The sequence below is a fragment of the Providencia sp. PROV076 genome (assembly GCF_028483405.1).
Classification (GTDB): Bacteria; Pseudomonadota; Gammaproteobacteria; order Enterobacterales; family Enterobacteriaceae; genus Providencia; species Providencia huaxiensis.
Window position 1 is genome coordinate 15,808 of record NZ_JAMPRR010000040.1, and the last position, 17,408, is coordinate 33,215.

Annotated in this window: 16 protein-coding genes; 7 read left to right on the forward strand and 9 right to left on the reverse strand. The window is 40.0% G+C overall.

Translation table 11 applies throughout. The annotated features are described in order from the left end of the window. Positions 1-18: 18 nt before the first annotated feature. From atpI to asnC, 5 genes are all read right to left on the reverse strand, one after another. Positions 19-396 (reverse strand): F0F1 ATP synthase subunit I, encoded by a 378-nt coding sequence (atpI, locus tag PSF67_RS20485; protein ID WP_102140424.1) that lies wholly within the window; start codon positions 394-396, stop codon positions 19-21. Positions 397-994: 598 nt separating this feature from the next. Next, a complete protein-coding gene (gene rsmG, locus PSF67_RS20490) occupies positions 995-1,615 on the reverse strand; it encodes a 16S rRNA (guanine(527)-N(7))-methyltransferase RsmG (RefSeq protein ID WP_102140425.1) in 621 nt (206 codons plus the stop codon). Position 1,616: 1 nt separating this feature from the next. Next, positions 1,617-3,506: a tRNA uridine-5-carboxymethylaminomethyl(34) synthesis enzyme MnmG gene (gene mnmG / locus PSF67_RS20495; protein ID WP_102140426.1), complete on the reverse strand. Its 1,890-nt coding sequence runs from the start codon at positions 3,504-3,506 to the stop codon at positions 1,617-1,619. A 377-nt stretch (positions 3,507-3,883) separates the two neighbouring features. Beyond that, entirely contained in the window at positions 3,884-4,324 is a 441-nt protein-coding gene (gene mioC / locus PSF67_RS20500) for an FMN-binding protein MioC (protein ID WP_206276947.1), read from the reverse strand. A gap of 91 nt (positions 4,325-4,415) precedes the next feature. Then, positions 4,416-4,877: a transcriptional regulator AsnC gene (asnC, locus tag PSF67_RS20505; protein WP_125893840.1), complete on the reverse strand. Its 462-nt coding sequence runs from the start codon at positions 4,875-4,877 to the stop codon at positions 4,416-4,418. Positions 4,878-5,038: 161 nt separating this feature from the next. On the opposite strand from asnC, the gene asnA reads away from it, so the two are divergent. Next, complete coding sequence (gene asnA / locus PSF67_RS20510; protein WP_272677555.1) at positions 5,039-6,031, forward strand: aspartate--ammonia ligase; 993 nt, start codon at positions 5,039-5,041, stop codon at positions 6,029-6,031. Here the strand turns inward: asnA and viaA are convergent, their stop codons facing one another. Continuing rightward, positions 6,032-7,489 (reverse strand): ATPase RavA stimulator ViaA, encoded by a 1,458-nt coding sequence (gene viaA, locus PSF67_RS20515; protein ID WP_272677556.1) that lies wholly within the window; start codon positions 7,487-7,489, stop codon positions 6,032-6,034. 2 nt (positions 7,490-7,491) lie between these two features. Then, complete coding sequence (ravA, locus tag PSF67_RS20520) at positions 7,492-9,009, reverse strand: ATPase RavA (protein ID WP_102140431.1); 1,518 nt, start codon at positions 9,007-9,009, stop codon at positions 7,492-7,494. A 281-nt stretch (positions 9,010-9,290) separates the two neighbouring features. Here ravA and rbsD point away from each other — a divergent pair, with 281 nt between their 5' ends. The 6 genes from rbsD (at position 9,291) to rbsR (ending at position 15,113) form a co-directional block, all read left to right on the forward strand. After that, on the forward strand, positions 9,291-9,710 hold the full coding sequence (gene rbsD / locus PSF67_RS20525) for a D-ribose pyranase (protein ID WP_206276949.1): 420 nt from the start codon (positions 9,291-9,293) through the stop codon (positions 9,708-9,710). Between the two features lie 7 nt (positions 9,711-9,717). Next, positions 9,718-11,232, forward strand: coding sequence for a ribose ABC transporter ATP-binding protein RbsA (rbsA, locus tag PSF67_RS20530; RefSeq protein WP_166268167.1), 1,515 nt, complete (start codon positions 9,718-9,720; stop codon positions 11,230-11,232). Continuing rightward, positions 11,229-12,191, forward strand: a complete 963-nt coding sequence (rbsC, locus tag PSF67_RS20535; RefSeq protein ID WP_102140434.1) for a ribose ABC transporter permease — start codon at positions 11,229-11,231, stop codon at positions 12,189-12,191. Before rbsA ends, rbsC begins: the two co-directional genes overlap by 4 nt. 18 nt (positions 12,192-12,209) lie before the next feature. Continuing rightward, positions 12,210-13,100, forward strand: a complete 891-nt coding sequence (gene rbsB / locus PSF67_RS20540) for a ribose ABC transporter substrate-binding protein RbsB (protein ID WP_166268170.1) — start codon at positions 12,210-12,212, stop codon at positions 13,098-13,100. 78 nt (positions 13,101-13,178) lie between these two features. Beyond that, a complete protein-coding gene (gene rbsK, locus PSF67_RS20545; protein WP_206276950.1) occupies positions 13,179-14,108 on the forward strand; it encodes a ribokinase in 930 nt (309 codons plus the stop codon). A 3-nt stretch (positions 14,109-14,111) separates the two neighbouring features. Beyond that, positions 14,112-15,113 carry a ribose operon transcriptional repressor RbsR gene (gene rbsR, locus PSF67_RS20550; RefSeq protein ID WP_166268174.1) on the forward strand — a complete coding sequence of 334 codons (1,002 nt, stop codon included), beginning with the start codon at positions 14,112-14,114 and terminating at the stop codon, positions 15,111-15,113. Here the strand turns inward: rbsR and mdtD are convergent. Further along, positions 15,110-16,513 (reverse strand): multidrug transporter subunit MdtD, encoded by a 1,404-nt coding sequence (gene mdtD / locus PSF67_RS20555; protein WP_272677557.1) that lies wholly within the window; start codon positions 16,511-16,513, stop codon positions 15,110-15,112. The two genes, rbsR and mdtD, sit on opposite strands and share 4 nt — an antisense overlap. A 48-nt stretch (positions 16,514-16,561) precedes the next feature. Then, positions 16,562-17,260 carry a FadR/GntR family transcriptional regulator gene (locus tag PSF67_RS20560; RefSeq protein ID WP_102140438.1) on the reverse strand — a complete coding sequence of 233 codons (699 nt, stop codon included), beginning with the start codon at positions 17,258-17,260 and terminating at the stop codon, positions 16,562-16,564. Positions 17,261-17,408 lie beyond the last annotated feature (148 nt).

The window sequence follows — 17,408 nt, forward strand, 5'->3', positions numbered from 1 at the left end:
TTTGTAGTTTAAAAATACTTACCGTTTAAAAACGGCTGGTGCAACAATCTGAACAATTAGCACCGCTAAATAGGTCAAACCCAGTGGTGTTAATGACGCTTTGAACACACCGAAAGCAACAACTAAGACAGTGATAGTTGTAACAACCTTTAGCCCTGCTCCTAATGCTAAGAACCAGGCAATGCGGACAGGTTCATCCTCTCCTTTTGCTTTCTGAAATTGTGATAGCAGCATAAATACGATATTTGGTAACCAGCATGCTAACCCACCAGCAAGAGCAGAGGCCCCCCATTCTATACTATTTGCACAGAAAGCCCCACTGAGGATCACAAAAGTTATCAACTGAACAGACAACTGCTTTACAGCATGCTTGTTGTCATAAAGGGATACAGACATAACTTTTGTTTACTCCCAGCTCTTCTCAGCCTCAGAAACGCTAAGTGTTGTATAAAACTGCCTTTGCGTAAATGTGTCAAGAGACAAAAACGTGCAAATTATACGGGCAGGCGAAATGAATTCAATCAGTAAGTAGCGAAAAGGTGAATAAATATTTAATTTTTTCGAGTTAGCGCAGAATTGTCGCTGTAATATTTAATAAATAGTTAATGAATTGCTGCATACATTCATATAAATGTGACATATATCACATTTAACTTTATTCACTTTATTTATTACTTCAATTTTATTCATAATAAAAAATAGATTTAACCAGTAAATCAAATAATTAAAGAAATTAATTCCTAAGCTAAATTTTGAAAGAGTAAATCCAATATTTTTCGATTCACTATTTTTTTGCTAAATCGATTAAGTAAAAATCATCAATTAGCCAGTATTTTTCTTTCAATGCCTTATTTTTGCAACTTATTCGTTATTGCCGTGTAAATACCACGTAAAATATATATTTTTATTATTTGATGGCGAATAAAAATAGCTGGCCGTTTGTAAACGTCCAGCTATCGCTCTAAATGATAAAATTATTTGATAGAAAGCAACTTTATTTCATCGAAATTTTAACTAAATGACGTTGCTCATCAAGTTCGGGCACTTCAAGTTCCGTGATCGATTCAATCATAAACTCGTCTGGTAGCGCCATTTCATCATCACGAATGACACCTTTGAGTGCATAAAAACGCCCTTCTGCTGAAGGTAAATGATGGCACCAACTCAACATGTCATTCAACGAAGCAAATGCGCGGCTAATCACACCATCAAAGCTTTTTTCCACTGGAAACTCTTCAACGCGTGATTGAACAGGCTCAATATTAGTCAGCCCTAACTCATGTTGAACCTGTTTTAAAAAGCGTACACGCTTCCCTAAGCTGTCCAATAGAACAAAATGGGAATCAGGTCGAACAATCGCTAAAGGCACGCCGGGTAAACCAGGGCCCGTCCCAACATCAATAAAACGTTGCCCGATGAGTTGACCGTTCACCACTATGCTATCCATGATATGGCGGATTAACATCTGTTGTGGGTCACGTACCGATGTCAGGTTATAGGCTTTGTTCCATTTCGCTAATAACCCAACATAGTCAATGAGTTGCTGTTTTTGCTTTTCCGTCAAGTTGATATCGGTTTTTACTAGCAATTGATTCAGTTTTGATAATAAATCCATGTTAAGCGCTCCGGCGTAGCATGCCTTGCTTTTTCAACCAAACAAGTAAAATAGAGATTGCAGCAGGCGTGATCCCTGAAATTCGTGATGCTTGACCAATAGATGTCGGTTTATGGTCGTTCAGTTTCGCCATTACCTCGTTAGACAACCCTTTAACTTGTTTGTAATCGAGGTCAACAGGCAACAACGTATTTTCATTACGCAGTTGTCTTTCGATTTCTTCTTTTTGGCGGGCAATATAACCTTCGTATTTAACTTGAATTTCCACTTGATCCGCGGCTTGAGGATCATCAATAGCTGGAGCAAAAAGGTTGAGTGAGGTTAACATTTTATACGTCATTTCCGGGCGACGTAGTAAATCTTCCCCATTGGCTTCTTTCGATAATGGAACGGTTAAAATTCCATCTATTTCTGTATGGTTATCTGATTTTGGATGAACCCAGATATCTTTTAAGCGTTGGCGCTCTTTTTCAATCAATTCGACTTTGTTATTAAAATGAGCCCAGCGAACGTCATCAACTAAACCTAACTCTCGGCCTTTTTCTGTTAGACGTAAATCCGCATTGTCTTCACGAAGCATCAAACGGTATTCTGCACGTGAGGTAAACATACGATAAGGTTCTTTTGTCCCTAAAGTACAAAGATCGTCAACGAGAACACCGATATAAGCTTGGTCACGACGAGGGAACCAACCTTCTAAACCAAAGGCATGTTGTGCCGCATTAAGGCCTGCTAATAGGCCTTGAGCTCCAGCTTCTTCATAACCTGTAGTGCCGTTAATTTGGCCAGCAAAGAATAATCCATCAATAAATTTACTTTCAAGCGTCTGTTTTAGATCTCTAGGGTCAAAGAAATCATATTCAATGGCATAGCCAGGACGAATGATCCTCGCATTTTCCATTCCTTTCATGGAATGAACAATTTGCATTTGGACATCAAATGGCAAGCTGGTGGATATCCCGTTAGGGTAAATTTCATTGCTGGTTAGGCCTTCAGGTTCTAGGAAGATCTGATGTGAGTCTTTATCAGCAAAACGCATGACTTTATCTTCGATCGAAGGGCAGTAACGTGGGCCGATCCCTTCAATCACGCCTGCGTACATAGGGCTGCGATCCAGATTATTTCTGATCACTTCATGCGTTTTTTCATTGGTATAGGTGATATGACAAGGCATCTGTTGTGGATGTTGATCTTGTGAACCTAAAAATGAAAATACGGGCATTGGGTCGTCACCTAGCTGTTGAGCTAACTGACTGAAATCAATGGTTCTTGCATCAATACGTGGTGGCGTTCCTGTTTTTAAACGATTAACACGTAAAGGTAATTCTCTCAAACGTTGAGAAAGTGAAATTGAAGGAGGATCTCCTGCACGACCACCACTGTAATTTTCTAAACCAATGTGAATTTTGCCATCAAGGAAAGTACCAACGGTTAATACCACCGCTTTGGCTTTAAATTTTAAGCCCATGCGGGTAATAGCCCCTGTGACCCTATTGTTTTCAACAATTAAGTCTTCTACAGGTTGTTGGAAAATCATTAAGTTAGGCTGGTTTTCTAAAGCCATTCTGACAGCTTGGCGATAAAGAACACGGTCAGCTTGTGCTCGAGTCGCACGAACTGCAGGCCCTTTGCTGGCATTTAATGTTCTAAATTGAATACCTGCTTTGTCTGTTGCTGTGGCCATCAAGCCACCTAGCGCATCAATTTCTCTAACCAGATGTCCCTTACCGATCCCACCGATGGCTGGGTTGCAAGACATCTGGCCCAATGTATCAATATTGTGAGTCAGTAATAGGGTTTGACGCCCCATACGTGCAGCTGCCATTGCTGCTTCAGTACCGGCATGACCACCACCAATTACGATGACGTCAAATTGCTCTGGATAAAACATGTGTGAACCTTAAACGTTAGAAAATGCGGATTGTGCATTTGAGGAGAGAATTCTACTCAAGTTTGAGGAAGAGACCAAGCTTTAGGTTTCTCCCTTATATAATATTAAGATCTTTTTATTTAAAGATCTCTTTATTAGATCTTTTATTAGGATCACGAGTTTCTGTGGATAAGTGGATTTTCACTTTAAAGATCATAAAAGTGTAAAGGATCATATACTGTGAATGATCCGTGATCCGTTTGCGTATAAGCTGGGATCAAAAAGGGGACTTATACACAGGCCTTGTCAGCCTTAAAACTTATACTCTGGATAACTACGGGTTAATACCGGGATCTTCCCTGAGTTATCCACAGTTGATTGCTGTTATTTTAATCAAACTAGAGTTCGTTTGCCCAAATTTTAACCCATTCACCTGCGGGATCTTCCGGTATTTCGTGTTGTTGGACATCAATTTCCAAACATTCACCGATCCTTATACCCCCTTGCTTGATTAATAAAGCATCTATTTTGTGGATCGCTCCACAGAAAGTGTCATATTCAGAGCTGCCGATCCCTACAGAACCAAATTGAACTTGGCTTAGATCAGGAGCGCTTTCTTCTATTGAATCAAAAAGAGGTTGAATATTTTCAGGGAGATCACCTGCTCCATGTGTTGAGCTCACCACCAGCCATATGCCTTCAAGTGTTAAGTCATCAAGCTTTGGGCCATGTTGAATTTCAGTTTCATGACCGAGTTCTTCTAAAATCTCTGCCATGTGCTCGGCAACATACTCCGCACTGCCCATTGTACTGCCACTTATTAAGGTTACTTTTGTCATGGTGATTCTCTTTCACAATAATAGGTCGCTATTGTACGCTGTGAATGAGCTGGGATCTACCTGTGGATAATGTGGTTATATCATTTTTTTTCTACGGATTGATTGTTCGTAAGATCGGGTTTTGTAAGGAGATCAGTGTTTCTGTGGATTGTATCTCATCAATGGTCTGAATTTTGTTGATAAGTACGTCTTGTAAAGAATCAATAGAGCGGCACATCACTTTAATAAAAATGCTGTATTGCCCTGTTGTGTAGTACACCTCGACAACTTCTTCTAAGGCGTCTAATTTTTTTAGTGCGGTTGGGTAATCTTTTGCACTTTTTAAAATAATGCCAATAAAGCAACAAACATCGAAGCCTAATTGTTTTGGGTTTATATCAATACGTGTGCCTTTAATAATCCCTGCTTGCTTCATTTTTTCGACACGGACATGAATTGTCCCGGGGCTAACAGCAAATTTTTTAGCTAATTCAGCATACGGTGTACGTGCATTTCCCATTAATTCGTGAAGTATGTCACGATCGAGATTATCGATTTGATAATTTTCCGGCATTATTTCACCTCTATTTTAACGATTATTCATTTTTATACCTGTTTTTTTATTCAAAATAAACAATAAAGGCTTTTTTTAATGATGGATATTGAATTTATACCTCATTTTGTTGCTTAATCTATACATCAGCTAACACAGCTAACAAATTATGGGAATAAATTATGGACAAGTCATTTATCGAACATCAGCAACAAATTAGTTTTGTGAAATCGTATTTCTCACGTTTACTTGAAAAAGAATTAGGGTTGATTGAAGTTCAAGGGCCAATCCTAAGCCGTTTAGGGGATGGTACTCAAGACAACTTATCTGGCAGCGAAAAAGCCGTTCAAGTAAAAGTGAAATCAATTCCAGGTGCAACCTTTGAAGTGGTTCATTCTTTGGCTAAATGGAAACGTAAAACATTAGGTCGTTTCGGTTTTAGTGAAGGCCAAGGTCTATACACGCATATGAAAGCGTTGCGTCCTGACGAGGATCGCTTAACCCCAATCCATTCCGTCTATGTTGATCAGTGGGATTGGGAAAAAGTGATGGCAGATGAGGAACGTACACTTCCTTATCTGAAGCAGACAGTGGGTAAAATCTATAAGGCAATAAAAGAAACAGAAGCTGCCGTAAGTAAAGAATTTGGGTTGGCACCGTTCCTGCCAGACCAAATCCACTTTATTCACAGTGAAGAGTTGTTACAGCGCTACCCTGATTTAGATGCGAAAGGGCGTGAACGTGCAATCGCAAAAGAACTAGGCGCAGTATTCTTAATTGGTATCGGTGGTAAGCTATCTAGCGGTGAATCACATGATGTTCGCGCGCCTGACTACGACGACTGGACAACAAAAAATGAAGACGGTTTTTGTGGTTTGAACGGCGACATCATTGTGTGGAACCCTATTTTACAGGACGCATTTGAGCTCTCTTCAATGGGAATTCGTGTAAGCCCTGAGTGTTTGACTCGCCAATTAGACTTAACCGGTGATGAAAAACGTATGGAATTAGAGTGGCACCAAGCGTTAGTAAAAGGTGAAATGCCACAAACTATCGGTGGTGGCATTGGCCAATCACGCTTAGTCATGCTACTTCTTCAACGCCAGCACATTGGCCAAGTACAATGCGGTGTTTGGGGTGCTGAAATGCAAGAATCTGTTGAAGGTATGCTGTAATTAGCGACTAAAGCGGCGTAACAGCCTGCTTTTTAACCCAGTATCAAAACGCCAAATATGGTCAAAGATTTTCATGATGCTGGGTTTCCCATAATTTGATACAGATACCGCATGGAAGCGGTATTTACCTTTCTTCTGCATAGTCTTAATTTTTTGAATCAATTCATCAGGTAAACGCTGAGCAACAAAATCAGAAATCACCACGGCATCTGCATCAATCCACTGTTTTGATTCCAATTTTACTGCGGTTTCTTGTAAACAAGCTGCCAAGTCAGTCCCACCTTTAAATGTTTGATGTAAAAAACGAATGCATTGCTCTAGGCCATCAATGGAAAGTAAATCGTAATGCACAATTTCTGTGGAAAATAACATCACATGGCATGAGCGGTTATCTGCCAGCGCAATTTTCATTAATGCAAGGCAAAAGGCTTTGGCGCAGCGTTCATTTAAACCGCCCATCGAACCCGATGTATCAATACATATAACAAATGGCCCTCTTGGCTGCTCTTCATCATGGTGATGGGTAATAGGGCGCAGAACTTTTCTTTCTTGCCAGCTATCCCCTTGTAATCGGTAGGTTAGAAGCTGTTTTTCGAGTAATTTTCGATAAAATTCAAATTCAATATCTTCAAGGCCTAACATGGCGAGTTCTGCAGGTAATAACCGTAAAATATCATCACTTTGATTTAAGCCATTAACTTGCTCAGGAACCGTTTCAGGCACTTTTTCCATGATAGTCATTGGTTCAAGAAAAACACTATCATCAGGAATGGATTGAGCGGATTGGCTACGGCCTAATAATTGGGCTATTTTTTCTAATTCAGGCTGCTGACGTAAAAAATCACTGTATCGGCTTAATAATTGGTCATTATAAGCGGAAGTCATGTTTACACCTTTGGTTAAGTCCCATAGCCGGCCTGCAGCTCGCTCATTTTCGCCTAAGATATCCTCTAAATTGCCACTTAACGCTAATCGGCGTTGTAACTCCGCCAGCAATTGTTCTTTTTCTTGCTCTAACAGTTCTTTATGAAGAGTTGTCACTTGTAAAATTAAACTAACTCGCCATCTTTGAACAAATAATGACTGCCTTGCGCTGCGGTTTTCTATTTTTCCACTTTGTAGCTGATGTGCCTCACGATAAAACGGGGAATCCAGCTGCTGAAGTTTTGCTATAACCCCCGGTAATTGGTTAAAAAAGGCATCTGTCGAAATACCAAGGGATTGACGATAAAGTTCAAATTCTTCTGAAAGTTGTGCGGGAACAAGCGCATCTTGCATACGCTGTTTGAGATCCTTTTTCCAACCCGATAAATCTTTGAGTAAAGCTTTTTTTAATCGAGGGTGTTTTTCAAAAAACACCGCTAATTGAGGGGTTGCCAGCAAAGATATAATGATCTCTTCAATTAATTGGCCTTCATTAACCGAAAGCAACATTTCTAATGTGGCTAAACTCATCATCGTTATTCGGCCACTTTACCCGTGATTTGGTTACGTAATTGGTTTAGCTTTTCTGTTAGTTTCATGAAGCTTTGTTCAATATCTGCAAGCCAGTGCGGTTCAATAAATAAGTTGGGCTGTTGTTTTTCAAACTGATAACGCGCGGTTTGAATCTCTTCTTGAATTTTATCCAGCTTGTCTAGCCACTCTTGGTTATTTGTATTTGGCACTAGCGACGAAGCTTTATCTTGAATATATAAAGTAGATGATTGATGGCTTACATCTAATAACTGTATCTGATTTAAATTATTTACCTCAGCGGCAATTTCTTGTGCAAAGCCAATCCCATTTAGGTGGGCAGATAGTGTTGTTCCTTTATTTAAGAAGGTTATCAGGGATTTTTTATCGGTTGTTACAAAAGTGACTTTCATATTATGCAGTTGCAGTGGGCGATGTAAAAATAGAGTAATTCGACCGTCACCGATATTTTCGGGTAATACATAGGACGCTTTACGAGCAAACATCGCATTGTTTTTATTAACTTTAAATGCATCTTGGTTATTTTGGTCTTGGGTCGATGACATCCATTGCTGATAAGTTTGCTCTATTTCGCGGGTTAACTTTCGTTGTTGCCAGCCATCTTCTTGTAATAATGACTGCAATAGTTTCGGTAACGTATTCATCGACTGCATGTCATGCCAAAGGCAATCTTTTAATAACACAAGATCTAGAGGAGATACGCTATTACGCCCATTAAAGAAAGCACTTGCTTGTAATAAATAAACTGCTTTTTTCCAACGCCTATCAGAAACATAAAGCTGCTTTTCTGTTGCATCTAATTGTTGGCGTAATTGGTAAATAAGTTCAAAACAGTGATCGGGTAGCGTAATTTTAGGAATTTCTTGTTGCCATTGTTGGTACTCTTCATCACTGATTTTTAAATGCTCTGGCATTTGAGATTCATTCAGCGATGATTTTCCGGTTAATAGCGCACGAAAATTTTGTTTCTCTTGCACTTTATCCAACCAAATACGCACTAACATTCGGTCGAATAGGGCTTCAAGGCTATTATCTGCATCGGGTAATTCATTTGATGCCGTTACCAATAACCGCATAGGGATGGATTTTTCTTCATCACCATTACGGAATTTGCGCTCATTTACCGCTGTTAATAAGGTATTTAAAATGGCAGGGCCTGCTTTCCATATCTCATCTAAAAATACCACTTCAGCGTCAGGTAAATAACCTTTGGTTAATCGTTCATATCGTCCTTCATCTTTTAGTGCTTGTATTGAAAGAGGACCAAAGATCTCTTCAGGCGTTGAAAATCGCGTCATTAAGTATTCAAAAGCATTTGCATGGCGAAAAGCATATTTCATTCTTCGTGCAATTAAGCTTTTGGCAATACCTGGAGGGCCTAATAGAAATACGCTTTCACCGCTTAATGTGGCGAGTAAGCACAAACGAATAGCTTGTTGGCGTTCATATAAACCGCTTTCAAGGTAATTGCTTAATTGGGCTATTCGTTCAGCAAGCTGCATATTCATTCCTTTTATTAATAGAGGCGTTGATATCAAAACTATCAATTTCTTTTATTACATACTGCGACCTATTTTTCCATTTTTCTTTGATATGCCCCAAGAAATAAGAAAAAACGATTCAGCTATAAGTGATTCAATAAGTTATTGTTTTTTAGCTTTTCTAATAAGAACGAAACGTTTCGATATTGATCACAAATATTAACCATCAATATTGAGTTGTGACTTATCTTTACTATTATTACATGAGCGAAACGTTTCGCTTACTAGAATGGCGGTGAAAAATGAAAAAGGGTATTTTACTTAATGCCAACGTTACCTCGGTAATTGCAAAGTTAGGTCATACAGACCAAATAACGCTTGCTGATGCAGGTTTACCTATTTATCAAGGAACGGAGCGTATTGATTTAGCAATTACGCAAGGCTTACCCGATTTCATGTCAGTTTTAAGTGTCATCACCCAAGAGATGCAAGTCGAAAAAGCCATTCTAGCTGAGGAAATCAGTACCATTAACCCACAAATGGAAGCCGCTATTTTGGCTCACTTACAACAGTTAGAAGTTACTCAAAATAATACGATTGAAATTATTTATTGCAGCCATGAATGCTTTAAACAATTGACTCATGACAGTAAAGCGGTGATCCGCACCGGAGAATGTTCACCGTTCGCTAACATTATTCTTTGTTCTGGTGTGACTTTCTGAGGTGATTATGCAACCTTTATTAGAACTTATCGGGATCGATAAATCATTTCCAGGGGTAAAAGCCCTCAGTGGGGCGACATTAAATGTCTACCCAGGAAAAGTCATGGCGCTGGTGGGGGAAAATGGGGCAGGCAAGTCAACCATGATGAAAGTGCTGACGGGTATTTATAAAAAAGATGCTGGTCAAATCCGCTATTTAGGTAAAGAAGTCGCATTTAATGGCCCTAAAAGCTCCCAAGAAGCAGGAATAGGGATTATCCACCAAGAACTCAATTTGATACCTGAATTAACTATTGCAGAGAATATTTTTCTAGGTCGAGAGTATGTGAATGCGTTTGGTAAAATTGACTGGAAAAAAATGTTCAGTGAGTCGGACAAACTGCTTAAACGGCTTAACCTTGATTATGATAGCCATCAAACTATTGCAGAGCTTTCTATTGGCGAACAACAAATGGTCGAAATCGCCAAAGTTCTGAGCTTTCAATCACAAGTGATTATCATGGATGAACCCACCGATGCACTAACAGACACGGAAACAGAGTCCCTATTTAGAGTTATCGAAGACTTAAAAGCTCAAGGCTGTGGCATTGTTTATATTTCCCATCGTTTAAAAGAAATTTTTGAAATTTGCGACGATGTGACCGTGTTCCGCGATGGCCAGTTTATTGGTGAGAAACCCGTGAGTGAGTTAGAAGAAGAAAAACTCATTGAAATGATGGTTGGTCGTAAGCTTGAAGACCAGTACCCGAGGGTCGAGGTAGAAACCGGAAACATTAGGCTGCAGCTTGAAGGGGTATCTGGACCTGGTGTAACAAATGCCAATTTCACCCTGAAGAGTGGGGAAATTTTAGGTGTATCTGGCTTGATGGGCGCGGGGCGTACAGAGTTGATGAAAATCATCTACGGCGCGGCGGCAAAAAAATCAGGCACGATAAAACTGGAAGGCAAAGCCGTAACACTGAAAACACCACAAGATGGCTTAAACAGTGGCATTGTTTATATTTCAGAAGACCGTAAACGAGATGGATTAGTATTAGGCATGTCAGTGAAAGAAAATATGTCATTGACTGCATTACGTTATTTCAGTCGTGCAGGGGGAAGCCTCAAGCATAGTGAAGAACAGCAAACCGTTAGCGATTTCATTCGGTTATTCAATATTAAAACCCCGTCTATGGACCAAATAATTGGCAACCTTTCAGGTGGAAACCAGCAAAAAGTGGCCATTGCGCGCGGTTTGATGACAAGACCAAAAGTACTGATCCTCGATGAGCCAACTCGTGGCGTAGACGTTGGTGCTAAAAAAGAAATCTATCAACTAATTAACCAATTTAAAAAAGAAGGGCTGAGTATCATTTTAGTTTCTTCAGAAATGCCTGAAGTAATAGGAATGAGTGACCGCATTTTGGTGATGCACGAAGGTCATATCAGCGGCGAATTTTCAGCCAAAGACGCGACTCAGGAAGCCTTAATGGCTGCCGCAGTGGGTAAAAATTATGGCTCAGTTCAGGAGTTATCAGTATGAGTTCAACTACCGCATCATCAAAACGCTGGTTCAGCAAAGCATGGCTGATGGAGCAAAAATCATTAATCGCACTCTTAGTTTTGATTGCCATCGTATCAACATTAAGCCCGAATTTTTTTACGGTTAATAACCTATTCAATATCTTACAACAAACCTCCGTCAACGCCATTATGGCCGTTGGGATGACGCTAGTTATCTTGACCTCGGGTATTGACCTCTCTGTTGGCTCCTTATTGGCCTTAACGGGCGCGGTTGCAGCTTCCATGGTCGGGGCGGAAGTTAATGCGCTAGTGGCTGTTGCGGGGGCATTAGCACTCGGTGCCGCTATCGGTGCATGCACCGGGGTGATTGTCGCAAAAGGAAAAGTCCAAGCTTTCATTGCGACTTTAGTCATGATGCTACTATTGCGTGGTGTGACACGAGTTTATACAGACGGTAGCCCTATCAATACAGGGTTTAGTGATAACGCAGACTTATTTGGCTGGTTTGGTATTGGCCGCCCATTTGGTATTCCTACCCCAGTCTGGTTAATGATCATCGTGTTTGCGGCTGCGTGGTATATGTTGCACCATACTCGCCTTGGTCGTTACATCTACGCACTTGGTGGGAATGAAGCGGCTACCCGTCTTTCTGGTATTAATGTTGATCGCATTAAAATAGTGGTTTATGCCTTATGTGGAATGCTAGCAGCATTGGCGAGTGTCATTGAAGTTGCACGTTTATCATCGGCTCAGCCAATGGCAGGTAATGGTTATGAACTTGATGCTATCGCTGCGGTTGTACTTGGTGGTACCAGTCTTGCTGGTGGTAAGGGGCGTATAGTCGGAACATTGATTGGTGCGCTTATCCTTGGTTTTTTAAACAATGGATTAAACTTATTAGGTATTTCGTCAAACTACCAGATGATTGTTAAAGCTGTCGTCATCTTACTTGCTGTACTTGTTGATAATAAAAAGTAACCCTACAGGAAAATTATTATGAAACTGAACAAACTAGCAACGTTATTATCTGCAGTTGCACTGAGTGCAACTGTTAGTGTCAATGCGATGGCGAAAGATAGCATTGCACTCGTCATTTCTACATTGAATAACCCATTCTTTGTGACAATGAAAGATAGCGCACAAAAAGAAGCGGATAAATTGGGTTATGAACTGATTGTTTTAGATTCTCAAGACAACCCAGCCAAAGAGTTAGCAAACGTACAAGATTTAACCGTTCGCGGTACAAAATTAATGTTAATTAACCCAACGGATTCAGATGCGGTGGGCAACTCAATATTAATGGCTAATAAAGCCAATATACCTGTCATCACTTTAGATAGAGCGGCTAATAAAGGTGAAGTTGTCAGTCATGTGGCATCCGACAACCGTATGGGCGGGAAAATGGCTGCTGACTATATAGCACAAAAAACAGGCAAAGAAGCTAAAGTGATTCAATTAGAAGGTATTTCAGGTACATCAGCAGCACGTGAGCGCGGTGAAGGCTTTAATACCGGAGCGAAAGAGCACAAATTCAATTTACTGGCGAGCCAACCCGCTGATTTCGATAGAACAAAAGGCTTGAACGTAATGCAAAACTTGTTAACGGCACACCCTGCTGTTCAAGCGGTATTTGCACAAAATGATGAAATGGCATTAGGTGCGTTAAGAGCTTTACAAACCGCAGGCCGTACTGATGTTCTGGTTGTTGGCTTTGATGGAACAAATGATGGTATTAAAGCCGTTGAAGGCGGAAAATTAGGTGCAACTATTGCACAGCGCCCAGACCAAATTGGGATTGTTGGTGTACAGATTGCAGATAAAGTCTTAAAAGGCGAGAAAGTGGATCCAACGGTTCCGGTTGAATTGGAATTAGTGGTTAAACAATAAGATAAAAACCGCCATGGCGCACTGTGGCGGTTTATTTAATTTGCGATCCATTGGGTCATAAAAAAGGAAATAAACGTTATGGGTATAGCTAAGCTGGTGGTTCTCGGTAGTATCAATGCGGATCATATATTAAATGTTAAGCATTTCCCTCAGCCGGGTGAAACTGTTAGAGGCGATCATTACCAAGTTGCATTTGGCGGGAAAGGTGCCAACCAAGCTGTTGCAGCAGGTCGCAGTGGTGCTGACATAACGTTTATTGCTTGTGTTGGTGATGATGATATTGGGGCGAGTATAAAAAAACAGTTATTTCTCGATAATATTAAAACCGAATGCATTGATGCCATTGAAGGTGAAACGACAGGTGTTGCTCTTATTTATGTGAACCAACAAGGGGAAAATACAATTGGTATCAATGCAGGTGCAAATGCACGACTTACCAAAGAAAGATTAGCTCAATATCAGCAAAAAATTGTGGAAGCTGATGCGGTATTGATGCAACTGGAATCCCCTATTGAAACAGTACAAATGGCTGCTGAAATAGCGAAGAAAAACAATACGAAAGTCATTTTGAACCCTGCACCGGCTCAATCATTACCAGATTCATTATTATCACTAGTTGATATCATCACGCCAAATGAAACAGAAGCTGAACACCTAACAGGTATTGCTGTTAATGATAATCAAGGTGCTCAGGATGCGGCTGAAGCTTTACATCAAAAAGGTATCAGTAAAGTGATGATAACACTCGGCTCTCGAGGCGTTTGGTATAGTGAAAAAGGTAGTGAAGGCAAAATAATTTCTGCATTTCGCGTAAAAGCAGTGGATACTATTGCCGCAGGTGATACATTCAATGGGGCTTACGTTACAGCTCTGCTTGAAGGTAAAGCTGACGAAGAAGCGATTATTTTTGCTCATGCAGCGGCGGCGATAGCTGTGACTCGCCCGGGAGCTCAACCCTCAGTTCCATGGCGTAAAGAAATTGACCAGTTTTTGACTCAACAGGATTAACTTGTGGCAACAATGAAAGATGTGGCACGCCTTGCAGGGGTGTCGACGTCCACCGTCTCTCACGTTATTAACCAAAATCGCTATGTCAGCGAGAGCATTACCATACGCGTTAAAAATGCGATTGAAGAGTTAAATTATGCACCTTCTGCTTTAGCGCGTAGTTTGAAGATGAATCGTACGAATACAATTGGGATGTTACTGACAACAAGTAATAACCCATTTTACGCAGAGGTAGTGCGGGGTGTAGAACGTAGTTGCTACGAACGTGGTTATAGTTTGATTTTGTGCAACACTGAAGGTGACCTTCAGCGAATGAATCATAGTTTAGAAACCTTGCTACAAAAACGTGTTGATGGGCTACTGATTATGTGCACAGAAGTACAGGGGCCATCAAAAAATGTTTTGGCTCGTTACCCTGCTGTGCCAACAGTTATGATGGATTGGTCACCTTTTGAGTCGGAAGGCGATATCATTCAAGATAACTCTTTTCTTGGTGGAGAAATAGCCACTCGTTACCTTATCGAAGCTGGTTTCTCTCGTATTGCATGTATTGCAGGGCCACAAGATAAATCACCAGCAAGAGCGCGTCATCAAGGTTTTATTCAAGCCATGACAGATGGCGGCATTAATATTTATGATGACTATATCATTTTCAGTGATTTTGAATTTGCTGGTGGGTTTGAGTCAATGAATAAATTGCTTAGCTTACCAACCCCTCCCGAGGCCATTTTTGCAGGTAATGATGCGATGGCGGTAGGCGCTTATCAAGCGATATACCAAAAGGGTTTGAAAGTGCCTGATGATATTTCAATCATTGGTTATGATGATATCGATCTTTCGCCTTATATGATCCCACCATTAACAACAATTCATCAGCCAAAAGATAAGTTAGGCCAACAGGCTGTTGACCAACTTATTTATCGTATGGATAACCCAGAGGCAAATGCGAGTGTTTTGGTTCTTACCCCTGAGTTAATTGAACGTCAATCGGTTAAAAAATATTAATTCTTCGCTTTTTTGGTTTTATTTTTTATTAAATTATCACCGTCTGTCTTACTTAATAATAAGAAGACAAAAGCCGAGATAAGCGTAATGACGCCAACGGTAATAAAGGTGTAATGGAAATTATCGACCGTATTGCTATTAGGTTGTCCACCATAGAAGTTTAAGATTGCAGCACTGACTGCGATACCGAAGCTTATCGATAGCTGCTGAGTCACAGCTAACATACTATTTCCCGCACTTGCATTATTGTCTGTTAAATCAGCCAGGCAAATAGTATTCATTGCGGTAAATTGTACAGACATCACCATTCCTAAAATAAATAAAGGTACAACTAACAGATAAATCGACATACTTGGTGATTGTAAGGAAAACTGTGCGATCATTAATCCTATAATAATGGTGATGACAAATAATGTATTACGGTAGCCATATTTAGTTAGGATCCGAGTAACCCCTGATTTAGCAGTGATTGAACCTATTGCTAGTGGTGCCATCATCATTCCCGCCACAACTGCTTCGTAGCCGAAACCTACTTGCAGCATTAATGGCATTAAAAATGGAATACTGCCTGTTCCTAAGCGTGTTGCGATATTACCGCTGATCCCAATAGAAAAAGTGCGAGTTTTAAATAAATTCAAGGGGATTATTGCATGCTTAGTACGTCTTGCATGGAAAATATAAACAAGTAAGAAAAGAAAGCCGACTAAAACAATAGTGACTGGAATCGATGTTGAAAGAGACTTATCACTGAATAAGTCTAGGCTGACAGATAGCATGACTAAACCAGAACCAAACAATAAGAACCCTAAAGTATCAAATTTACGTTTTGGCATTTTAAAGTCTGGCATATGTTTTAACGCATAAAAGATACCTAAAACACCAATAGGAATATTAATAATAAATATCCAATGCCAAGTTGCATAGGTGACTAATATACCACCTAACAGAGGTCCCAATATTGGGCCAACTAAACCAGGAATGGTGACAAAATTTAATATTGGTAGTAATTCACTTCGAGGGTAAGCCCTTATTAAGGCTAAACGAGCAACTGGCATCATCATTGCCCCACCAATACCTTGAATAACCCTAGAGGTCACTAAAAAGTTTAAAGAAGGCGAAAGGGCACAAAGTAATGAACCAAAAGAAAACAAGGAAACCGCTAAAATGAATATACGTCTTGTACCAAATCTATCTGCAAACCAGCCACTAACAGGGATCAATAAAGCAACAGTAAGCGTATAACTGACTACGGCGGATTGCATCGCAAGCGGCGAGTGATCAAGGCTTTTTGCAATATCGGGTAAAGCCGTATTCAAAATGGTGGCATCGAGCGCTTGCATGAAAAAGGCCATTGCCGCAATCCATGGAAGGCCAGACATATTTTTCGCTGTTTTGAACATCAGTTACCTATACAAGTAAATTAAAGCTTCAATTGGAGTATTGTTTTGTTAGTCTTGCTTTTGGGTAATTGTTAATAAGTTATAGCAAAGGTCGAGTGCTATTGTACTTTTACCATGAATAATTGCATTGGCAAGTTGTTGATGAATTTCGACCTCTATAACCTCATTATCAGTGATGACATCAAAGTAACGCTGATAAATAGAACGGAATAAATTAGCAAAAGAAATTAGGAAGGGATTGGCACAAGCTTTGTAAATAGTTAAATGGAAATGGTAATCAACTTTCACCCAATGCGCCCTGTCAAATTCTTTGGCGAGTAACTGCATTTCACTTGCTAATAATTGTAATGATTGTTTTTGTTCTTTTGTTGCATGTATAGCCGCAAGATAACAAGCTTGAGGTTCTATTGCGAGTCGAACCATTTTAAAGTGTTCCATCACGACCGATTGCTCTTCACTATTGGACCACCATGTTAAGAGATCTTGGTCTAAAAAATTCCAATTTGAGGGTGGCATAACACGGGTACCTATTTTGGGGCGTGCTAATACCATTCCTTTTGCCGCTAATATTTTTATTGCTTCTCTTATCGCTGTTCGACTTGCTTGGAATTGTTCTGATAATTCTAATTCGCTAGGTAAAGTGGAATCAGGTAAATAGGTGCTGGTTAAAATCAGCTGGCCAAGATTTTCTGCAATAATATAAGAACGATTTTTTTGTGAGGCGGTTTGTTGCTTACTTAATTCCATAATTCATCTCAAAGCATAATTCTTAGATACATATATTACGTGAGTAGGTGCGCAATTGCTGCTGAAATAGTCAATATATAGACCGAATTTAACTTATAAATACCTTTTTGGCTAAAAAAAACACGAACAAAATAAAAATTAAAAAAAA

Coding starts and splice junctions, on each gene's coding strand:
- atpI (WP_102140424.1), bottom strand. CDS start 396: ATGTCTGTATCCCTTTATGACAACAAGCATGCTGTAAAGCAGTTGTCT.
- rsmG (WP_102140425.1), bottom strand. CDS start 1,615: ATGGATTTATTATCAAAACTGAATCAATTGCTAGTAAAAACCGATATC.
- mnmG (WP_102140426.1), bottom strand. CDS start 3,506: ATGTTTTATCCAGAGCAATTTGACGTCATCGTAATTGGTGGTGGTCAT.
- mioC (WP_206276947.1), bottom strand. CDS start 4,324: ATGACAAAAGTAACCTTAATAAGTGGCAGTACAATGGGCAGTGCGGAG.
- asnC (WP_125893840.1), bottom strand. CDS start 4,877: ATGCCGGAAAATTATCAAATCGATAATCTCGATCGTGACATACTTCAC.
- asnA (WP_272677555.1), top strand. CDS start 5,039: ATGGACAAGTCATTTATCGAACATCAGCAACAAATTAGTTTTGTGAAA.
- viaA (WP_272677556.1), bottom strand. CDS start 7,489: ATGATGAGTTTAGCCACATTAGAAATGTTGCTTTCGGTTAATGAAGGC.
- ravA (WP_102140431.1), bottom strand. CDS start 9,009: ATGCAGCTTGCTGAACGAATAGCCCAATTAAGCAATTACCTTGAAAGC.
- rbsD (WP_206276949.1), top strand. CDS start 9,291: ATGAAAAAGGGTATTTTACTTAATGCCAACGTTACCTCGGTAATTGCA.
- rbsA (WP_166268167.1), top strand. CDS start 9,718: ATGCAACCTTTATTAGAACTTATCGGGATCGATAAATCATTTCCAGGG.
- rbsC (WP_102140434.1), top strand. CDS start 11,229: ATGAGTTCAACTACCGCATCATCAAAACGCTGGTTCAGCAAAGCATGG.
- rbsB (WP_166268170.1), top strand. CDS start 12,210: ATGAAACTGAACAAACTAGCAACGTTATTATCTGCAGTTGCACTGAGT.
- rbsK (WP_206276950.1), top strand. CDS start 13,179: ATGGGTATAGCTAAGCTGGTGGTTCTCGGTAGTATCAATGCGGATCAT.
- mdtD (WP_272677557.1), bottom strand. CDS start 16,513: ATGTTCAAAACAGCGAAAAATATGTCTGGCCTTCCATGGATTGCGGCA.
- PSF67_RS20560 (WP_102140438.1), bottom strand. CDS start 17,260: ATGGAATTAAGTAAGCAACAAACCGCCTCACAAAAAAATCGTTCTTAT.